General features: G+C 68.0%; 12 protein-coding genes. 5 read left to right on the top strand and 7 right to left on the bottom strand.

Annotated features, from left to right (window positions below; translation table 11 throughout):
• Positions 1-2: 2 nt before the first annotated feature.
• Genes ALI144C_RS45280 through ALI144C_RS45270 form a run of 3 tightly spaced genes read left to right on the top strand, consistent with a single transcriptional unit; the run spans position 3 to position 3945 of the window.
• Positions 3-1325 (top strand): O-antigen ligase family protein, encoded by a 1323-nt coding sequence (locus tag ALI144C_RS45280; RefSeq protein ID WP_076993411.1) that lies wholly within the window; start codon positions 3-5, stop codon positions 1323-1325.
• Positions 1322-2539, top strand: a complete 1218-nt coding sequence (locus tag ALI144C_RS45275) for an ArnT family glycosyltransferase (RefSeq protein ID WP_083753947.1) — start codon at positions 1322-1324, stop codon at positions 2537-2539. Before ALI144C_RS45280 ends, ALI144C_RS45275 begins: the two co-directional genes overlap by 4 nt.
• On the top strand, positions 2536-3945 hold the full coding sequence (locus tag ALI144C_RS45270) for a lipopolysaccharide biosynthesis protein (RefSeq protein WP_076993760.1): 1410 nt from the start codon (positions 2536-2538) through the stop codon (positions 3943-3945). Before ALI144C_RS45275 ends, ALI144C_RS45270 begins: the two co-directional genes overlap by 4 nt.
• Here the strand turns inward: ALI144C_RS45270 and ALI144C_RS45265 are convergent.
• Positions 3886-5364 (bottom strand): alpha/beta hydrolase, encoded by a 1479-nt coding sequence (locus tag ALI144C_RS45265; protein WP_083753945.1) that lies wholly within the window; start codon positions 5362-5364, stop codon positions 3886-3888. The genes ALI144C_RS45270 and ALI144C_RS45265 overlap by 60 nt on opposite strands.
• A 111-nt stretch (positions 5365-5475) precedes the next feature.
• On the opposite strand from ALI144C_RS45265, the gene ALI144C_RS45260 reads away from it, so the two are divergent.
• Positions 5476-6102 carry a class I SAM-dependent methyltransferase gene (locus ALI144C_RS45260; RefSeq protein ID WP_076993409.1) on the top strand — a complete coding sequence of 209 codons (627 nt, stop codon included), beginning with the start codon at positions 5476-5478 and terminating at the stop codon, positions 6100-6102.
• On the opposite strand, the gene ALI144C_RS45255 is transcribed toward ALI144C_RS45260, so the two are convergent.
• From ALI144C_RS45255 to ALI144C_RS45230, 6 genes are all read right to left on the bottom strand, one after another.
• Positions 6083-6922, bottom strand: coding sequence for a class I SAM-dependent methyltransferase (locus ALI144C_RS45255; RefSeq protein WP_076993408.1), 840 nt, complete (start codon positions 6920-6922; stop codon positions 6083-6085). The genes ALI144C_RS45260 and ALI144C_RS45255 overlap by 20 nt on opposite strands.
• A complete protein-coding gene (locus tag ALI144C_RS45250; RefSeq protein WP_076993759.1) occupies positions 6919-8160 on the bottom strand; it encodes a glycosyltransferase family 4 protein in 1242 nt (413 codons plus the stop codon). Before ALI144C_RS45250 ends, ALI144C_RS45255 begins: the two co-directional genes overlap by 4 nt.
• 112 nt (positions 8161-8272) lie before the next feature.
• On the bottom strand, positions 8273-9439 hold the full coding sequence (locus tag ALI144C_RS45245) for a glycosyltransferase (RefSeq protein ID WP_076993407.1): 1167 nt from the start codon (positions 9437-9439) through the stop codon (positions 8273-8275).
• Positions 9436-13449 carry a DUF4082 domain-containing protein gene (locus ALI144C_RS45240; RefSeq protein ID WP_083753944.1) on the bottom strand — a complete coding sequence of 1338 codons (4014 nt, stop codon included), beginning with the start codon at positions 13447-13449 and terminating at the stop codon, positions 9436-9438. Before ALI144C_RS45240 ends, ALI144C_RS45245 begins: the two co-directional genes overlap by 4 nt.
• 273 nt (positions 13450-13722) lie before the next feature.
• Positions 13723-15234, bottom strand: coding sequence for a sugar transferase (locus ALI144C_RS45235; protein ID WP_083754005.1), 1512 nt, complete (start codon positions 15232-15234; stop codon positions 13723-13725).
• Positions 15235-15645: 411 nt separating this feature from the next.
• Positions 15646-17007 (bottom strand): glutamate-1-semialdehyde 2,1-aminomutase, encoded by a 1362-nt coding sequence (locus ALI144C_RS45230; protein ID WP_202819206.1) that lies wholly within the window; start codon positions 17005-17007, stop codon positions 15646-15648.
• Positions 17008-17108: 101 nt separating this feature from the next.
• On the opposite strand from ALI144C_RS45230, the gene ALI144C_RS45225 reads away from it, so the two are divergent.
• Entirely contained in the window at positions 17109-17822 is a 714-nt protein-coding gene (locus ALI144C_RS45225; protein WP_237774617.1) for a WecB/TagA/CpsF family glycosyltransferase, read from the top strand.
• The last annotated feature ends 40 nt before the right edge of the window (positions 17823-17862 follow it).

The following is a 17862-nucleotide window of genomic DNA, read 5'->3' as shown; positions in this document are numbered from 1 at the left end:
CGGTGGCCGCGTCCACGGACGTCCAGCGCGCCGACGGCGCCACGCTGGTCTGCGTCTTCCTGTTGATGCTGTTGATGGTCCCGGCCCGGCTGGTGATCAGCGGCATCCCGATGTCCATCACCCCGGCCACGCTGACCGGCATCGCGCTGGGTGTGATCTGGTTCTGCTGCCAGCTGGTGACCACGCTCGGGGTGGCCAAGGGCCGCACCCTCGCGCGGACCGCGCTGTTCCTGTACGCCATCTCGCAGCTGGCGACGTACGGCTACGCCACCCGCAACTACCTGCCGATGGACGAGTTGGAGGGCGCGGACCGGACCATCGTCGTCGTGTTCGGCACGATCTTCGTCGGCATCGCGGTGGTCGACGGGGTGAAGAACCTCGCGCGCCTCGACATGGTGCTCAAGTGCATGACCGTGCTGATCGGCGTGGTCGCGTTCATCGGGTTCCTGCAGTTCGCGTCGGGCTTCGACGTCACCAAGTACCTCGCCGTGCCCGGTCTGCGGCCGGTCACCGACGACGGTTTCGTGTTGGAACGGTCGACTTTCCGCCGACCGGCGGGCACCACCGGCCACCCGATCGAGTTCGGGGTGGTGTGCGCGATCGGCGTCCCGCTCGCGGCGCACTACGCGTACCGCACGAAGGAAGCCGGGCTGAAAGCGGGCAAGTGGTGGCTGTGTCTGGCCATCATCGCCGCCGGTGCCGTGGTCTCGTTGTCCCGCTCGGCGATCCTCGGCATGTGCCTCGGCGGTGTCGTCCTGCTGATCGGCTGGTCGGCCAAACGGCGGGTGCAGGCGCTGATCGCGGCGGCCGGGTTCCTCGCCGTGCTCAAGGTGGTCGTGCCCGGTCTGATCGGCACGTTGTACAGCCTGTTCGACAACATCGGCAGCGACCCGAGCATCGAGGGCCGCACGGACGACTACGAGTCCGCGGGCAAGCAGATCGCCAAGCACTACCTGCTCGGCCGGGGCAACGGCACTTACCTGTCCGAGAAGTACGGTCCGCTGGACAACCAGTACCTCGGCACCCTCGTGCAGAACGGCTACATCGGACTGATTCTCCTGGTTTTCCTCTTCCTCGCCGGGATGTACTCGGCCGCCAAGGTCCGTGAGATCAGCGCCGACCCGGTCGTGCGCGACCTGGCGCTGTCGCTGATCGCCGCGCAGGCGATCGTCGCGCTCGGGGCCGCGACGTTCGACCTGCTGTGGTTCTCCACCGCGACCGGCCTGACGTTCGTCCTGGTCGGCGCGAGCGGTGCGCTGCTGCGCGTGGTCAAAGCACAGAACAACAACCCTGCCCTTCCGCCGATGTGGGAAGCAGTCAGATGACAGAGTTAGCCATGCCCCGGTCGACACTCGCGTTCGACTGGCTCAGCGCCCGCAGCAGGCACATCGCTGTGGCCGCGGTCGGGCTCAGCCTGCTGGTGGCGGGTGTGTACGCGATCGTGCTCGGCAACGAGTTGCGGTACTCGGACGAGCACGTCTACCTGGAGTTGACCCAGTCGCTGGCCGACGGCCGGGGCTTCGCGTTCGGCACTGACGCGACCGCGTACCGGCCGCCCGGCTACCCGTTCCTCTTGCTGCCGTTGCACCTGGTCAGCGGCGGCAACGTGTTCGTGATGCGGTTGCTGGGCGTGCTGTGCCTGGCCGGCGCGGTGTGGTTCGGCTACCTGCTGGCCCGGCGGATCTCCTCGGTCGCCGGGGCACTCGTCGCCGCCGTCACCGCGGTGTACCCGCTGTTCGTGTACACGGCGACCGCGCTGTACCCGCAGATCCCGGCGTTGTTGCTGCTGCTGGTGATGTTCGAGTTCGGCCTGCGGGCCAAGGACCGGTGGGTGTGGGCGATCCCGAGCGGGCTCGCCGCGGGGTTCCTGACGATCACCGTGCCGTCGTTCGCGCCGACGCTGGTGTTGCTCGCGCTGTTCATCGGCTGGCGGGCACGCAAGGCGATCGCGATCCTCCTCGTCGCGGCGGCCGTCATCCCTGTCCTGTGGTGCGCCCGAAACGCCGTTGTGATGGGTTCGTTCATCCCGGTGTCCACGAACAACGGTGTGAACCTGTTGCTTGGCAACAACCCCGACGCCACGGGTAGCAGCGGCACGAGCGTCGACGTGTCGGCGTACGAGCAACGCGCCAAGGAACTCAAGCTGGACGAAGTCGGGATCGACGAGTTCTACAGCGACCAGGCCGTCGACTGGATCACGGCGAACCCGGCGCAGGCAGCGGGCCTGTACGCCGCCAAGGTCGCGCACAACTTCGCCTACAGCGACACGCTCAAAACCGAGGGCCAGGGCGCGTCCGACCTGCTGGCGGCGTTGAGCTACTACCCCCTGCTGGCGCTGGCGCTGCTGCGGGTGATGCTGTCCAAGAGGTTCCCGCTGCACCGGGTCGACAAGCTGTGCCTGTGGGCGATCGTGCTGAACGTGCTGCTGCTGGCGGTGTTCTTCACCAGGATCCGGTTCCGGGTGCCGCTGGACGAGCTGACGATCGTTCTCGCGGCGTCCACTGTGGCCGTCTGGTGGGACAGGCGGCGCACGGCATGACCACCCGGAGCCCGATCCGCAGGGCGTTGCGGATGAGCCTGCTCAACACCGTCGTGGGCAAGCTCGGCACGTTCGCGACGGGCATCGTGCTCGCCAGGCTGCTGACACCGCACGATTTCGGTGTCTACGCGATCGCGTTCGTCGCGTTGATCGCACTGCTGTCGCTCAACGAGCTCGGGGTGAGCCTGGCGATCGTGCGCTGGCCGGGCGATCCCGAGCGGATCAGGCCGACGGTCACCACGATCTCGGTGGCCACCAGCGTGCTCGTCTACGCGCTGTGCTGGTTCGGCGCGCCGGTGTTCGCCGACGCCATGGAAGTCCCGGAAGCCACTGGTGTCGTGCGGGTGTTGTGCGTCGGCGCCTTGATCGACGGGTTGAGCGCGCCGGTGGCCCAGCTGATGAACCGCGAGTTCAGGCAGGGCCTGCGGCTGTTCGTCGACCTGTCGAACCTGCTGGTGACGACCGGTGTGACGGTGTCACTCGCGGCCACCGGCCACGGCGCGTGGAGCCTGGCGTGGGGCCAGATCACCGGCAACGCCGTTTCCTCGTTGGTGCTGTTCGGGTTGAGCCGCAAGTGGCCGCGGCTGGGCTTCGACCGGAAACTCGCCCGCGAGCTGGTGTCGTTCGGGTTGCCGCTGGCCGGGGCGAGCCTGCTGATGGTCGCGATGTGGAACGTCGACAAGGTCTTCACCGGGCCGCTGCTCGGCGCGGTCGCCCTTGGTCTCTACCTGCAGGCGTTCAACCTGGCTTCCTGGCCGGTCAACGTGTTCTCGTTGGTGGTCCGGCGGGTGTCGCTGGCGGCGTTCGCTCGTGTGCAGGAGGACCCGGGCGAACGGCAGGCCGTGTTCGCCAAGATGACGATGTTGCTGGCGATCCCGACGCTGCCGGTCTGCACGGTCCTCGGTCTGCTCGCTTTGCCCGTTGTGACCACTTTGTACGGATATCCGTGGGCGGGCTCGGCGGTGGCATTGCAGTTCCTGGCGTTGCTCGGGGTGGTCCGGGTCGCCTCGGAGCTGGCCTACGACTTCCTGGTGGCGCTCGGCCGATCCCGGACCACGCTGTGGTTGCAGGCGGGCTGGCTCGTGGCGCTGCTGGTGTTCCTGCCCGTCGGGGCGATGTTCGGCGGGATCGAAGGCGTCGGCATCGCGCACGCCGGGGTCGCTGTCGTGCTGGTGCTCCCGGCGTACGCGACGGCCGTCGCGAGAACAGGGATCTCGATCCGGGCGCTGGCCGCCCCCCTGGTACGGCCAGTGCTCGGGACCGTCTGCATGGTCGCGGTGATCCTGGTGGTGCGCTGGTTCACCGAACCGTCCCTGCTCCAGTTGCTGCTGGGTGGTGTTCTGGGGCTACTGGCCTACGCGCCCGCCGTCTGGCCGCTGCGCAAGACCCTTGGCGTCCTGAAGTGACTTCCCGCAGGCGATGTCGTTGCCCGGCATGGGTCCACCAAGCAGGAAACCCATAACCGGCTGGAGCACACACGAATCCGTCGTGGCTCGCAGGACGCCGTGTCCCGCGTTGTCAGCGGTGATCAAGCGCGACCGGTCGCCCAGCACCGTGCGCATCTCGCGCGCCCCGCCGACCGGCGTCGCCGGGTCACGCAGGTTCTGCACCAACAGCACGTTCGGTCCGTGGTCGACGATCGGCACAGCCGGTTGGGCCGGTGACGGCCAGAACGCACACGGCGAGACGTTGTACGGCATGCCGTTCGTGACCGGGTACTGCTGCCGGGCCACCATGACGTCCCACTGGTACTGGGCGGTGCTGCGCGGCCAGCGCGCTTCGTTGCACGTGATTCCCCAGAAGGTCGAGGCGAAGGACGAGCTGAACTTCAGCGGTGGTGGCGGTGTGAAGGTGCCGTTCCCGATCGACTGCAACGTCGCCGCCAGTTCCGGGTAGGTGCTTTCCTGGTACAGCATGTACCTGGTCGTGCCACGCAGGACGTTCCCGTTGTAGTGCCCCAGAGGTCGGGCATCCAGACGCCGGGCCAGCGCCAGGTGGGTGGAGCGGACCTCGTCCGGTGTGTTGCCGAGGTGGTACGTGGTGTCCCGCTGCGCCGCCCAGCCCGCGAAGTCCGTGAAGCTCTCTTCCGTAGCCGGCCCCCACGAGTTGAGCATGCCCCGCCAGACCCCCTTCGGGCCGACGACGCTGTCCAGCACAACCCGATCCGTGTGGCGCGGGAACATCGTGGCGTAGACCGCGCCGAGGTACGTGCCGTACGAAACGCCGAAGTAGGAGATTTTCCGTTCTCCCAGTGCGACCCGGATCCGGTCCATGTCCCGCGCGGTGTTGGCGGTGGTGATGTGCGGCATCACCTGGCCGTGGTGCTCGAAGCACTGCTTGGCCACCTGGCGCGCGTAGGCCACCGACGCGGAGATGTCACCGTTCGGCGCCGGTTGCGGGAAGATCTTGATCGGGTCGCGCTGCTCGTCGGTCAGGCCGCAGTCCATCGGCGCACTGCGGCCGGTGCCGCGTGCGTCGAACCCGATCAGGTCGTAGCTGTCCGCGAGCGGCTTGAACGCACCGACCTCGACGGGCATGTCCAGTCCCGCGTTGCCCGGTCCGCCCGGGTTGAGCAGCAGGACACCGCGCCGCTGGCCGGTCGCCTTCCTGCGGGACACCGCGACATCGATCGCGGGGCCGTTCGGCCTGCTGTAGTCGACCGGGACCGCAACGGTCGTGCACTCCAACGGGAGGTTGTCCGGGCACGGTCGCCACTCCGGCTTCGGTGACGCGACAGCCGCCGTGGCCATCAGTGGCGTGATCAGGACCCCCGCTGTCAACGCCGTGAGTATTCGCATGCCGACGAAGTGTTCCGGCTCGGCCACCGCCAGTCAGTAAGCCTGAACTCTCCTCGTCGGGTGGACCTAGGCCCACCCTGTTTGCTGTTTCAGCAACAAAAATTGCCAGCTGCTCCCGACTGTCCGCACAGTGGGGGCATGAGCGAACATGGACACGGGGGCGGTTCCTGGCACGACGGCGTCGTGATGGACGAGGCGTTCTGGGACAACCTGTACCTGGAGAAGGAGCGCTGGAGCGGGAACCCGAACCCCCAGCTGGTCACCGAGGTGAGCGACCTCAAGCCGGGGACGGCGCTGGACGTCGGCTGCGGCGAGGGCGCCGACGCGATCTGGCTGCACGACCGGGGCTGGCAGGTCACAGCCCTCGACGTGTCCAGCGTCGCACTGGACCGGGCACGGAAACGCAGCTCCGAGATCGAATGGCTGCACCTCGACCTGGTCAAGCAACCCGCACCCGGCACGTACGACCTGGTCACCGCCCACTACGTGCACGTCCACCCGTTGTCGGACATGCGCGTGCTGCAGCAACGGCTGGCCGACGCGGTCGCGCCCGGCGGAACACTGCTGCTCGTCGGGCACGACCAGAGTGAGATCGGCAAGGCCGACCTCAACCGCCCCGACGACCCCGACCTCTACTTCACCGCCGAGTCGACCACGTCCCTGCTCCCCGAGGCCGAGTGGATCGTCGACGTGGCCGAGACCCGGGCGCTCGCCAAGCAGGATCACCGCATGTACGACTTCGTCCTCAAGGCGCGGCGTCGCTAGCGGTGGCGATGATCGTCGTGGTGTACCAGAGGTGTGACGCCGCGATGTTGCGCGGCACCCGCAGCGGCGAGTAGGTCGCGTCCGGCCGGACCGGCTCGACGATCCGCAGGCCGGACTCGGCGTACCGCGGTCGCAGCCACACCTCGTCGAACGCCACATTGGACTCGGGGTGCACCTCGTCCTTGAGCCGGTGCTCACCCATGTCGTGCGGCCACGCCTGGCGCAGGCTGCGGCCGGGCAGGATCTTCTCGGAGTCCGAGTTGTACATGTTCCAAGTGGACACGAACACACCGCCCGGCTTGAGCACCCTGGCGATCTGGTTCATGTAGTTGGTCGCGGCCGCCGGAGTCAGGTGGGTGAACAACGACCCCGCGTACGCCAGGTCGAACGTGTTGTCGTCGTACGGGAAGACGTACTCGGCCGCGTCCACTCCGGCGTCGTGGCCGATGGACGTCCGCACGTCCGCGTGCGTGAACCGGAAGTTCGGGTGCGCGGACGTGATGTTGCGACGGCACCAGTCGATCATGTACGGCATCACGTCGAAGCCGTCGTACCGGCCGCGCTTGCTCAGCACCGTGGTCAGTGGCTGGGCGAGCCTGCCCACCCCGCACCCGATGTCGAGCACGTGCTGGTCGTGCCGGAGGCCACACAGCTCACGCAGGAAGTCCACCTGGTCGGAACCGGTCTTCTTGTAGTCGAGCCAGAGCGGCGAGATGTCGCCGCGGATGCGCCGCGGCGGCATGTGCGTGACGCGGGTGACGGCGTCCTCGGCGCTGTCACGCACCGTCTTCGCACGGTCCCGCCAGTTCAGTGTGGTCATCGAGAAGCCCTTCCGTGTGACACGACGATCGGCCGGGCGTTGGCGTCATCGGTCGCGACCGTGCCACGCCACCTCTGGTACTTGGTCCGGACTTTCGTGGCCAGCACGCCGCTTCCGGAACGGACGGCCTCGCCCGCGACCGCGCCCGTTGCCTGCCGGGTCCGCGCGGCGAACAGGTACTCGTCCTCCTGGACCTTCGCCGCGCGGGTCAGCGCGAACCGGTCGACGACGAGCCTGCGGGCGAACTCGCCGAGCGACCCCCTGAGATCACGGGATTCCAGCAACGCGCCGATGTGCCGCTGGAGGTCCGGCACGCCGTTGCCGCCGAGGCCGTACCAGCCCTGCTTGAGGAACAAGGACGCGGTGTCGGACGTCAGCAGCTCGCTGAACCCCTCCTCGCCCACGACCACCAGTGGCTTGCCGAACGCCATGCCGCGCAACGCCGAACCGCCCTGACCGACGATCACATCCGCGGCCGCGTACGCCGGGCGCGGGTCCGAGACCTCGCCGGTCAGCCGGACGACCGTCCGCCCCGCCACCGCGTTCGCCTTGGCCGCACGGGCTTCGATCTCGCCGCGGGAACGGCCGTCGCCGACGAGCACCAGCTGCACCTTGTGACCGGCAGCGGCCAACGCGCCGACCGCGTCACACGCCGCGAGCAGGCCTTCGAGTTTCAGTTCCGGCACCAGGCGGCAGATCATGGCCACGAGGACCTCGTCCCGCGGGATTCCGTGTTCCTCGCGGAACACCGCGCCGTCGACCGACGGGTGATCGGTGTCGGTGTCGACCGGGGGCTCCAGCAAGGTCACGCGGTGGTGGCCCGCTGCCTGCGCTGCCTCGCGGATCGCCTCGGTGCCGACGATCAACGGGACCGTCCTGGGGAAGAACGGCACCACGGACATCGACATGACCGTGCCGACGACGGGCGTCCGCCACCGCAGGCCCGGCCCGAAGAAGGCCTCGACCACCGGCGGCCACTCGTAGCCGTGCACCACGTGGATCCGTCGCTTCCGGACAGTCCGGACCAGCGTGCCGAGGACCTCCGGTGACGGATTGCGGCGCTCACGGGGGATCTCGATGTGTTCGAGACCGAGCTCGTGCACGCGCTTCACCAGCGGCCCCGGCTCGGACAGCACGATCACCTCGTGGCCGCGGTCGCGGACCGCGCCTGCCAGCTGGATCGCGTTGAGCTGCGAGCCGCCGATCTCCATGGCGTGCGGGTAGACCAGGATTCGCATCAGGGCGTCACCCATCGCTCGTCTGGCAGTTCCTGGACGAGGACGATCGTGCCGAGCAGGAGTACGGGAGCCACGCCAGCTACATCGTTGGCAGACAGCAGTTTCTTACCACTCATCGCAGCAATCCGGCCAGACGGGTGAACGTTTCCGCGCGCGCGGCCCACGAATGCCGTCGCGCCACGGACCGTCGCTGCGCCACCACGTCCGGCGACGCCTGGTCGATCGCCGCTTTCACAACGGCGTCAGCGAATCCACGTGCGTTCCCGCCGATCTGGATGCTGTCGGTCTCGTCGGCCAACCGCTTGCTCGCAGGCAGGTCCGTGCTCACGACGGGCAACCCGGCCGCGAGGTACTCCAACGTCTTCAACGGGAACGACGCCCGGTTGAACGGCGTGTCGGCGTACGGCGTGATGCCCACGTCGATCCGGGCGAACCACTGCGGCAACTGCTCGAACGGCACCGCGCCGACGTGGTGCACGTTCGGCCGCTGCAGCAGACCATCCACCCGGCCCTGCTCCCAGCCGGGTTCGCGCGGACCGACGAGCAGCAGGCCGATCCCTGTGTCGGCCACCGCCTCCAGCACCGAGATGTCGATCCGGTCGCTCAACTGGCCGACCAGCCCGGCGACCCGGGCGGGGAACTCGTCCGGTACCGGGCCCGGCCGTCCGAGGTGGTGGTACGCCTCCGGATCGCAGCCGTTGGGGAAGACGATCGGGTGCGCGCCCAGTTCGTGCCAGCGCTCGGCCAGTTCCGGGCCGACCGCGAGCACGAGATCCGCACGGGCCAGTGCTTCGCGTTCCTCACGCAGGACGAAGTGCGCGTCCTGGTTCATCAGCGTCGCACCGGCGACCCAGTCGTCCGTGCCGTACAACACATCCACCACACGGTCACCCCACCTGCCGAGGAGATCGTGCTGGGTGCACGCGATGAACGCGTCCGGCCTGCGTCCCGCTTTGCGCAGGGCCCACGCGATCTGCGCGCGGACGAGCGGCCACGTCAGCGACCGCACGCCCGGCCGGGTCCAGCCCGGTGGACCCACCGGGGTCAGCCGGGCGATCCGTGGAGCCTGCGACCTGAGCAACGGCCGCCACATGCGGCTCGCCCCTGCGGACACTGTGCCGCGGAACCGCGCCGGTGTCACGGGGGACACCGGCGGGTCCACCCACAGGATGTCGATGTCGATGTCCGCGTGGCGGGTCAGGGACTCGGCGAGCTGGCGCTCCGAGCCCTTGACCCCGTCCCACGTGACGCCGGATGCGACGACTACCAGTGGCCTCATGGTGTGAAGACCACATCCACCCAGTAGTTGCCGCCCTGGAAGGTCGACTGGGGGAAGCCCGGTCCGACCTTGTAGACGCCGTTGGCGCTGCCCGGCCCGGACAGTGGTGCGGTCAGCGGGACGCTGGTCACCGCGGTCCGGTTGAAGTAGCCGCCGTCCGCCGCGTACCGGCCGTTCGGCGCGGTGTACGAGGCCACGTACGTCTGTCCCGCTTGGACAGCCACCGGTGTGCTGAAGGCCAGCGTCTGCCAGCCCGACGCGGACTCGTTGGTGAACGTCCCGGTGGCCAGCTGGACTCCGGTGTTGCTCCACAACGTGCCGGTGTGCGTGCCGGAGTTGCCGACTCCCTTGTAGAACCGGACTCCGGTGACGAACCCGTCGGCCGAGGTGGTGAACCGGACACCGAGTTCGTAGCTGCCCGGGTCGTTCTCCGCCGTGACCGTCGGCACTGTGGCGTCGCTGAACAGGGTGCACGGGCACGTCTGCGTCGTTGTCGTGGTGAACGACCACGTCGCGGCGGTCGGCATGATATTGCCGTTCACGTCCGCGATCTTGAAGCTGCCGGTGTAGGTCGCTCCCGCGGTCAGGCGCGCCGCCGGGGTCCACGAGACCGCCTTCTGGTCACCGGACAACGACAGCGTGCCGTTCAGCCTGGCGCCACCGGAGTCCTTCACCGTGAACTGCGCTGTCGACAAGTCGACCGGCTCGTTCAAGCTCACCGTGACCGGTGCCGTCAGCGAGACTCCCGTGCCCGCGTTCGGCGGGTTGGTGCTGGTGACCGACGGCGGTGTGCTGTCGCCGTTGGCACCCGCCTGCCAGATCACGTCGACCCAGTAGTTGGTGTTGCCGTACGAGCTCACCGGGAACCCGCCACCAGCGCCGTAGCGGTAGACGCCGTTGTTGCCGTCGACACCGCTGGGCAGCGCGTGCATCGGGCCGTAGTCGCCGCCAGCACCGTTGAAGTAGCCACCCGTGACCGAGTAGCGGCCGTTGGGCGCGTAGTACGACACGACGTACGTAACTCCTGATTGGACAGTCACCGGCGAGTCGAACAACAGCGTCTGCCAGCCGCCGCCCGACTCGTGGGTGAAGGTGCCCGTGGCCAGGCGCGTGCCGGTCGAGCTCCACAGTGAACCGACGTGCGAGCCGGTGTTGCCAGGTCCCTTGTAGAACCGGATGCCGTGCACGGTTCCGCGGCTGTCGAACCGGACCTTGGTGCCGAGCTCGACCGGGGACGAGTCGTTCGCGGCGGCCTCGACCGGGGTGGCGAAGTCGTCCCAGATCGTGCACGGGCAGTTCGCCGGTCGCGGGTTACCCGTGGTGAACGACCAGGTGTACGGCGGGCTCGGGATCGAGTTGCCCGCGTTGTCCGTCGCACGGACCGTCGCGGTGAACGTGGTGCCGGACGCCAGCGGCTGGCTCGGCGTGAACGTCGCCGACTTGCCGTCCGGTGCCAGCGCGTACGTGCCCGGGATGCTCGCGGTCGGGCTGCTCAGGCCGAACTGCAGCGACGACGGGGCGATCGGCTCGTCGAAAGTGATCTTCGGCGTGGCGTTCAGCCCGACGCTGCCGCCGTTGCTGACCGGGTTGGTGGACGCCACCAGCGGCGCCCGCGTGTCCGGGCCGGGGTCGTAGCCGAAGACGACGTCGACCCAGTAGTTCGCGTTGCCGAAGCTGCGGTCCGGGAATCCGGACGCGCCGACCTTGTACACGCCGTTCGGCTCGGTGGCCGTGCTCTTCGACGCCGTCAACGGTTCCAGGCCGGTCGACGAGTTCGTGAAGTAGTTCGCGTCGGCCGAGTAGTGCCCGGTGTTCGTGTGGTAGCTGGCGATGTACGTGGTGTTCGCGGTGATCTGGACGGACTCCGGGAACGCCAGCGTCTGCCAGCCCAGCGCGGTCTCGTTGAGGAAGGTGCCGGTGGCCAGCAGTGTGCCGTCGGTCTTCCACAGCGAACCGGTGTGCGAGCCGGTGTTGCCGACTCCCTTGTAGAACCGGACACCGCGCACGTACCCGTCCGAACCTGCCTGGAACTTCACGCCCAGCTCGAGCGCGGTCGAGTCACCGGAGTCCGGTGTGGCCGGCACCGCGTTGTCGGGCCAGATGCCGCACGGGCACGACCGCGGGTTGACCGTGACGGCGCGGGTGACCTCGCCGGAGAGGTTCGCCGAGTCGTCGACCGCCCTGATCCTGAAGGTCACCGGGCCGGACTTGGCCGGTGTGTAGACGTAGTTCCACGCGGTCTGCCCGGCCTGCCAGTTCGCCGCGTGCCAACTGGTCCCGTCGACCGAGACCTCGACGCCCGCTGTCCTGCCGCCGACATCGCTCACGGTGCCGGACAGCGTGTACGCGGAACCGACGATCGGTGAGAGCGTCACTCCGATCGAGACGGCGGGCGCCGTGGTGTCCGTGCTCGGGTCGGCTTGGGTGATGTCCCTCGGTGTTCTCGGCTGGACGTTGTCCATGTCCGCCAACAGGTTCGCGGTCGCCTGCCTGATCCTCGGGTCCGCCGCGTCCTCGTTGTTGCGGATGTGCTTGTTCTCCAGGCCCCAGGACCACTGGATGGTGCCCGCGGCGAAGATCAGCGCGCCGCTGGGCTGGTACTTGTAGAGGGTCAACGCGTGCGTCTTCGTTCCGGGTGCGTAGACGTCACCCTCGTTCTGCAGGACGTACTGACCGTCGTTCATCTCCACCGTCGTCCGGGAGAACTGGCCGACGCCCGGCGGCTGGAAACCGTTCTCCTCCACGGTGTCCCACTCGTACCCGAGGGTTCCCGGCTTGAAGACCCACGCCTCGTTCGGCTGGGTGCCCATCGCCGGGGCATTGCGCCACAGCCGCAGCTGGCGGAATCCTGGTGGGACGGTCAGCTGGTCGTTGCGCATGCCGTTGACGGTGAAGATCTGGCCCAGCAGGGAGTTCTCCGGCCTGCCACCGTCCTTGGGCGGGCTGTTGCGCGGGTCGCGCCACGTCCCGGTCCACTCGGTCGGGTGCGGGTCCACCTGGTTGGGCTTGGTTTCCTTGTAGCAGACCAGCGTTCGCCAGTCCGTGGCCGGACCGGCCTGGCTGGGCTCCCACCGGGTCTTCCAGAAGATCTCGTTGCCGGTCATGAACGCCATGTTCACGCCTGCGTCGCGCGCGTCCTCCACGGCGGCCCGTTGCTCGTTCGACCAGTACTCGTCATGGCCGACCGGCATGTAGACCTTGTGGTTCTTGGCCAGGTGGCCGCGGCGCGACATGTCCACATTGGTGGTGTAACTGACGTCGTAGCCGTTCTTCTCCAGCCACAGCAACATCGGGTATTCGGCGTTGAAGAAGAAGTTCTCCGGCTCGCTGCCGATGATCGGCCGGTTGTAGCTGACCTTGTAGCCCGAGCCGCCGTTGCCCAGCGAGGTCCCGGTGTAGAAGCTGTTGCCCTTCGGGGGGTCGTTCACGGTCGGCCGGTTGCCGTAGGTGTTGTACGCCTGCCAGGTCGCGTCCGCGGTCTGGAACAGGATGTCCGAGTGGCTGGCGTCGTCGCGGACGACGAAGACGATGTCGCTCTCGCCGATCACTCCGTCGCCGTAGTCGCGCCGGAGCACCGTGTAATAAACACCGGAAACCGATCCGGCCGGCACGGTCCACTGCATCGTCGTGGCCCAGTTTCCGCAGTCCACAATTCCGGTGTCCTGCGCCGGATCGGCCGGATTGTCCTCATAGCAGTTCGGCTGCGTGATGGAATTCACCTGCTGGTTGTCCACCAGCTTGCGCGCACCGGCACCGCCGTAGTATCCGAGCCGGTAAATGTCGAACCAGAACCTCGGCGCATCGGTTTTGACCTTGAACTTGACCGTTTCGCCCGGCGCATAGCTGATGTTGTCGGTGAACCCGGCGATCGAGTCGTCGACCGACGTGATCATCCAGTTGTCGGCCGTGTTCGACGCCAGGGTGTTCTCGCAGGCCACAGGGTTGACTGGGAGCGCGCACGGCGCGGGTGGCGTCGGCTGCGCCGCGTGCGAACTCGGCACGAGGCCCATAACAGTGATATTGGCGGCCACCAACGTGACGCCGATTACGTGGGCGATTCTTCGACGAGATCGCCCGAATACCGAACGCATTGCTCCGCCTTCCAGCCTGACACCTCTTTGTCCCCTGTCGTCGCTGGAAAAATCGACATCCCCGCAGTTGACGTTACGACTTTCGGGGGAGAATGCCCGAAAGGGTGGTCAAAATTTGGTCACAATGCGCCGGTACGCTCGTGAGTGTTTATCCGGGTTAGAACACGTGTAACCACTCACGAGGTATTTCCGTCAGTAGGCGCCCTGTCCGGTGACCACGGCCCGCACCGTCTTCCACATGATCACTGCGTCGAGGGTGAGCGACCAGTCCTCCACGTAACGCAGGTCCAGCCGGACCGACTCCTCCCACGGCAGATCACTGCGGCCGCTGACCTGCCACAACCCGGTCATCCCCGGCTTGACCAGCAGCCTGCGGCGCACGTCGGGGCCGTAGCGCTTGGTCTCCTCCGGCAGCGGCGGCCGCGGCCCGACCAGTGACATCGACCCGGACAACACGTTGAACAGCTGCGGCAGTTCGTCGAGCGAGTACCGGCGCAGCACCGCACCGACCCGGGTCAGCCTGGGGTCCTTGCGCATCTTGAACAACAGGCCCGCCCCCTCGTTGGCCAGGTTGCCGCGCATCTTGTGCGCGCCCTTCACCATCGTGCGGAACTTGACCATGGTGAAGGTCCTGCCGTCCTTGCCGACCCGCCGCTGCCGGTAGAACACGGCGCCGCGGCTGTCGGTCATGATCAGCACGCCGATCGCCAGGATTAGGGGGGAGAACAAGGTCAGCAGCAACGCCGAACCGACGCGGTCGACGATCTCCTTGACCACGCGGCGCGCGCCGCTGAAGACCGGTGCGCTCACGCGCAGCAGGGGCATGCCGAGCACCGCGCTGACGTGTAATCGCGGTCCGGCGACCTCCATCAGCACCGGCGCGACGACCATCTCGGCCTCGCTGCCCTCCAGGTTCCACGCCAGCTCCTGAAGCCTGCGCGGGGTCCAATATGGATCCGACGCGATCGCGACGACCCGGTAGCCGCCGCGCCGCACGTGCTCGGCGAGATCCTTCAACCGCCCGACAACCGGAACGCCTTCGAGCTCGTCGTCTCCGTCGCCGCGGCCGTCGAAGGTGCAGACCGCTTCGACGCGCCAGCCCAGGTGCGGCGTCTGCCTGGTCCGTGTGATCAGGTCGCGCGCCGTGTCAGCGCTGCCCGCCACCAGCACCGGTAGCAGACACTTGCCCTCCTTGCGCGACTTGTGCAGGAACCTGCGCAAAAGATAGCGCTGGGGGAACGAAAGCAGCGCGATCGCGGGGATCGCCACGAACACCCACAGCCGGATGTTGGTCGAGTCGAACGCCAGTCCGCCGAGCGCGAGCACGACCGCGGCGGAGAACAACCCACGGCCGAGCCTGCCGAACTCGTCGGCGCCGTGGCCGAGCACGTTCGGGCTCCACGCCCGGTTCATCATCAGGGAGCACAGAACCAGCGCGACAGTCGTCACGCCGAGCACGACCCAGAGGTGCTGCCAGTTGGCCGATCCCCTGGCACCGAACAACAACCCGACCACAGCAACCGAGACCACAGTGGCGATCACGTCGCTGAACACGACCGACCGGCGGTAACGCGGCTCCCACGCCGCGATCGGCGCGTGCCGGGGCTCGCCGATCGGCAGCAGCGCCGGTGGCAGCGACCGGGCCAGGTCCGTCGGCAGGCGGCGGTGCACGCCGTGGCGAGTCGGGCTGGCTTGCTCACCCATCGTCTGATCCCCCCGCACATCGGGTTCGGGCAAAGGCTTTCCCCGCAGATGGCCGGCGACCACCCGCTGACGTCGAAGCAAAATCGTTGATGTGTAACGAGTCGATCTCGACGCTGCGGTGCGTCGCCAAACCATCAGTCGCTCGCGTAGTTCCAGCCGTTACGCGCCCCGTTAACCGGTTTTCCTGGCAGCTCGGAACGGGTTCGGTCGGTGAGTTCCCGACTGATCACCGCCCAGCCGACCGAATTCACCCGAAACGGTCGCGGGAACGGGCAAATGGCCGCGCAGCCCCCGGCACGGGGTAGGCCGAACGGAGCCACTGGCCACTCGCCGTGCTTTCGGGGACACGGCGTGCCGTCAGGCGGAATACGCCCGATCGGGGTGGTGTCAACCCGAGAATATTTACCTTTGTCACTCGGCGGGTTGAGGCGAATGGCCGCCGGTGAGCCGTCGCGGCGCCGCGTAACGCCGCAGTGCCGGGGCAACCGGTCGCCCGGCGAGGAAACCGGTTACGGTGCCCGCCTCCAACGCCTTGCGGTACACCGACATGGCGTCGGCCGCAGCGTCCACTGTGTGCTGGACGTCCATGGCCGTGTGCGCCGCGGAGATGACGAAGGACTGACCGAGCACCCCACGGCGCAACAACTCCTGGAGAAACAGTGTTCGGAATGCCTGCGACGGGCTTCCTTCGTGGTCCTTGGTGGTGAAGATCAGGCACGACGGCCTGCCGATCACGGACACGTGCCCGGCGATCCCCAATTCGGTGGCGGCAAAATTCACGCCATCGGCCAGAGCAGTCCCGGCTCGTTCCATCGTCCCAATGGGGTCGTCTGTGGAATAGGCCCGGACCACCGCGCGGAAAGCGGCCAGTGACACCGATTCCGGTCCGTGCGTGGTCGACAACAGGAACACGCGCGGCTCGCCGGTGCGCAGCCCGCCGAGCTCCATCAGCTCCCGCTTGCCCGCCAGGGCGGAGATCGGGAAACCGTTGCCCATCGCCTTGCCCCAGCAGGACAAGTCGGGCGTCACCCCGTAGACGCGCTGCGCACCACCGGCGGACCAGCGGAAACCAGTGATCATCTCGTCGAACACCAGCACAGTCCCGTGCGTGTCGCACAGCTGCCGCACGCCTTCGAGGAAGCCGGGCGCGGGTTCGGCCAGTGCGGTCGCCGCCTCGAGGACGACGGCCGCGATTTGTCCACTGTGCTCGTCGAACAGCGCACGCAACGACTCCAGGTCGTTGTAGCCGAACCGCCGGATCGCCCGGGTCGTCGACTGTGGAATGCCCGCGTCCATCGCGGTCGTGCCGATGAACCAGTCGTCGACGGAGTAGAACGGCTGGTCGCAGACGGCGATCAGCTCGCGCCCGGTGGCCGCGCGGGCCAGCCGGACCGCCGCGGTGGTGGCGTCCGAGCCGTTCTTGGCGAACTTCACCATGTCCGCGCCGGGCACCAGGCGCAGGAAGTCCTCCGCCGCCGCGAGTTCCAGCTCGGTCGGCCGGGAGAAGCTCAGCCCGTTGACCAGTTGCTCCCGCACGGCGTCGATGACCGGTTCGTAGGCGTGCCCGAGCGTGACGCTGCGCAGGCCCATCCCGTACTCGACGTACGAGTTGCCGTCGACGTCCCAAACGGTCGCCCCTTTGCCCCTTGCCAGCACGGGAGCCATGCCTTCGGGGTACTGGTCGGCACCGCGCGCATACGTGTGCGCGCCACCGGGCACGAGGTCGTGCAACCGCCCCTGCAGCTCGGCAGACCTGCGGAAATCGTCGTTCACCTGCACAACCTCCCACACCTCGTAGCGGCGCTTACACAGAGAGGTACCCTGCGCGCGTGACAGAGCGGCGCGTACCAGTTGGCACGGTAATGGTCGACGCCATGACCGAGGCGGAGGTCGTCCGCCGCGTCCGGGAGACGTGGCACGACGGCGGCTGGATCCTGACCGCGAACGTGGACATCGTCCGGGCCATCACCCGGGACCGTTCGCTGGTGCGACTCGCATCCACCGCGACCCTCACGGTCGCCGACGGCATGCCCCTGGTCTGGGCGGGCCGGATCGCGGGCAGGGACATCCCCGAACGCGTCACGGGCAGTTCGCTCGTGCACACGCTGACCCACGCCGCCGCGCTCGACGGCCGCTCGGTGTACCTGCTCGGCGGTGCTCCCGGTGTGGCCGAACGCGCGGCCGCCGTGATGCGGCGCCAGTCGCCCGGCCTGAAGATCGCCGGGGTCGCCGCACCGCCTGTCGGCTTCGACCAGCACGAGGACACGCTGCGGTCCGTCATCGACGACGTGGTGCTCACCCAGCCGAGTCTCGTGCTGATCGGGATGGGCTTCCCGAAGCAGGAGAAGCTGATCCAACGGCTGCGCGAGGTCATGCCGAACGCCTGGTACGTCGGCTGCGGCGCGGGTATCCCAATGGCCTCCGGTGACTCGAAGCGTGCCCCCGTCACCATGCAGAAGCTCGGTCTGGAGTGGGCACACCGCCTGGCCATGGAGCCGCGCAGGCTGGCCAAGCGCTACCTGCGTGACGACCTGCCGTTCGCGCTCCGGCTGCTCGCGGGCGCGGCTGTGCGCCGAGTGCTGCGTTAGCTTCGTCGCTCCGGGGTGCATCCAGCCGGACAGGCTCGGA

The sequence above is a fragment of the Actinosynnema sp. ALI-1.44 genome, assembly GCF_001984155.1.
Classification (GTDB): Bacteria; Actinomycetota; Actinomycetes; order Mycobacteriales; family Pseudonocardiaceae; genus Kibdelosporangium.
Note: the sequence above shows the minus strand (reverse complement) of the source record. Positions and strands in the feature narration are given on the sequence as shown.

Excerpts from the sequence above, each read along its gene's own strand:
- ALI144C_RS45250 (WP_076993759.1), bottom strand. The coding sequence starts at position 8,160 with ATGCGAATCCTGGTCTACCCGCACGCCATGGAGATCGGCGGCTCGCAG.
- ALI144C_RS45235 (WP_083754005.1), bottom strand. The coding sequence starts at position 15,234 with ATGGGTGAGCAAGCCAGCCCGACTCGCCACGGCGTGCACCGCCGCCTG.
- ALI144C_RS45270 (WP_076993760.1), top strand. The coding sequence starts at position 2,536 with ATGACCACCCGGAGCCCGATCCGCAGGGCGTTGCGGATGAGCCTGCTC.
- ALI144C_RS45245 (WP_076993407.1), bottom strand. The coding sequence starts at position 9,439 with ATGAGGCCACTGGTAGTCGTCGCATCCGGCGTCACGTGGGACGGGGTC.
- ALI144C_RS45260 (WP_076993409.1), top strand. The coding sequence starts at position 5,476 with ATGAGCGAACATGGACACGGGGGCGGTTCCTGGCACGACGGCGTCGTG.
- ALI144C_RS45255 (WP_076993408.1), bottom strand. The coding sequence starts at position 6,922 with ATGACCACACTGAACTGGCGGGACCGTGCGAAGACGGTGCGTGACAGC.
- ALI144C_RS45240 (WP_083753944.1), bottom strand. The coding sequence starts at position 13,449 with ATGGGCCTCGTGCCGAGTTCGCACGCGGCGCAGCCGACGCCACCCGCG.
- ALI144C_RS45275 (WP_083753947.1), top strand. The coding sequence starts at position 1,322 with ATGACAGAGTTAGCCATGCCCCGGTCGACACTCGCGTTCGACTGGCTC.
- ALI144C_RS45225 (WP_237774617.1), top strand. The coding sequence starts at position 17,109 with ATGACCGAGGCGGAGGTCGTCCGCCGCGTCCGGGAGACGTGGCACGAC.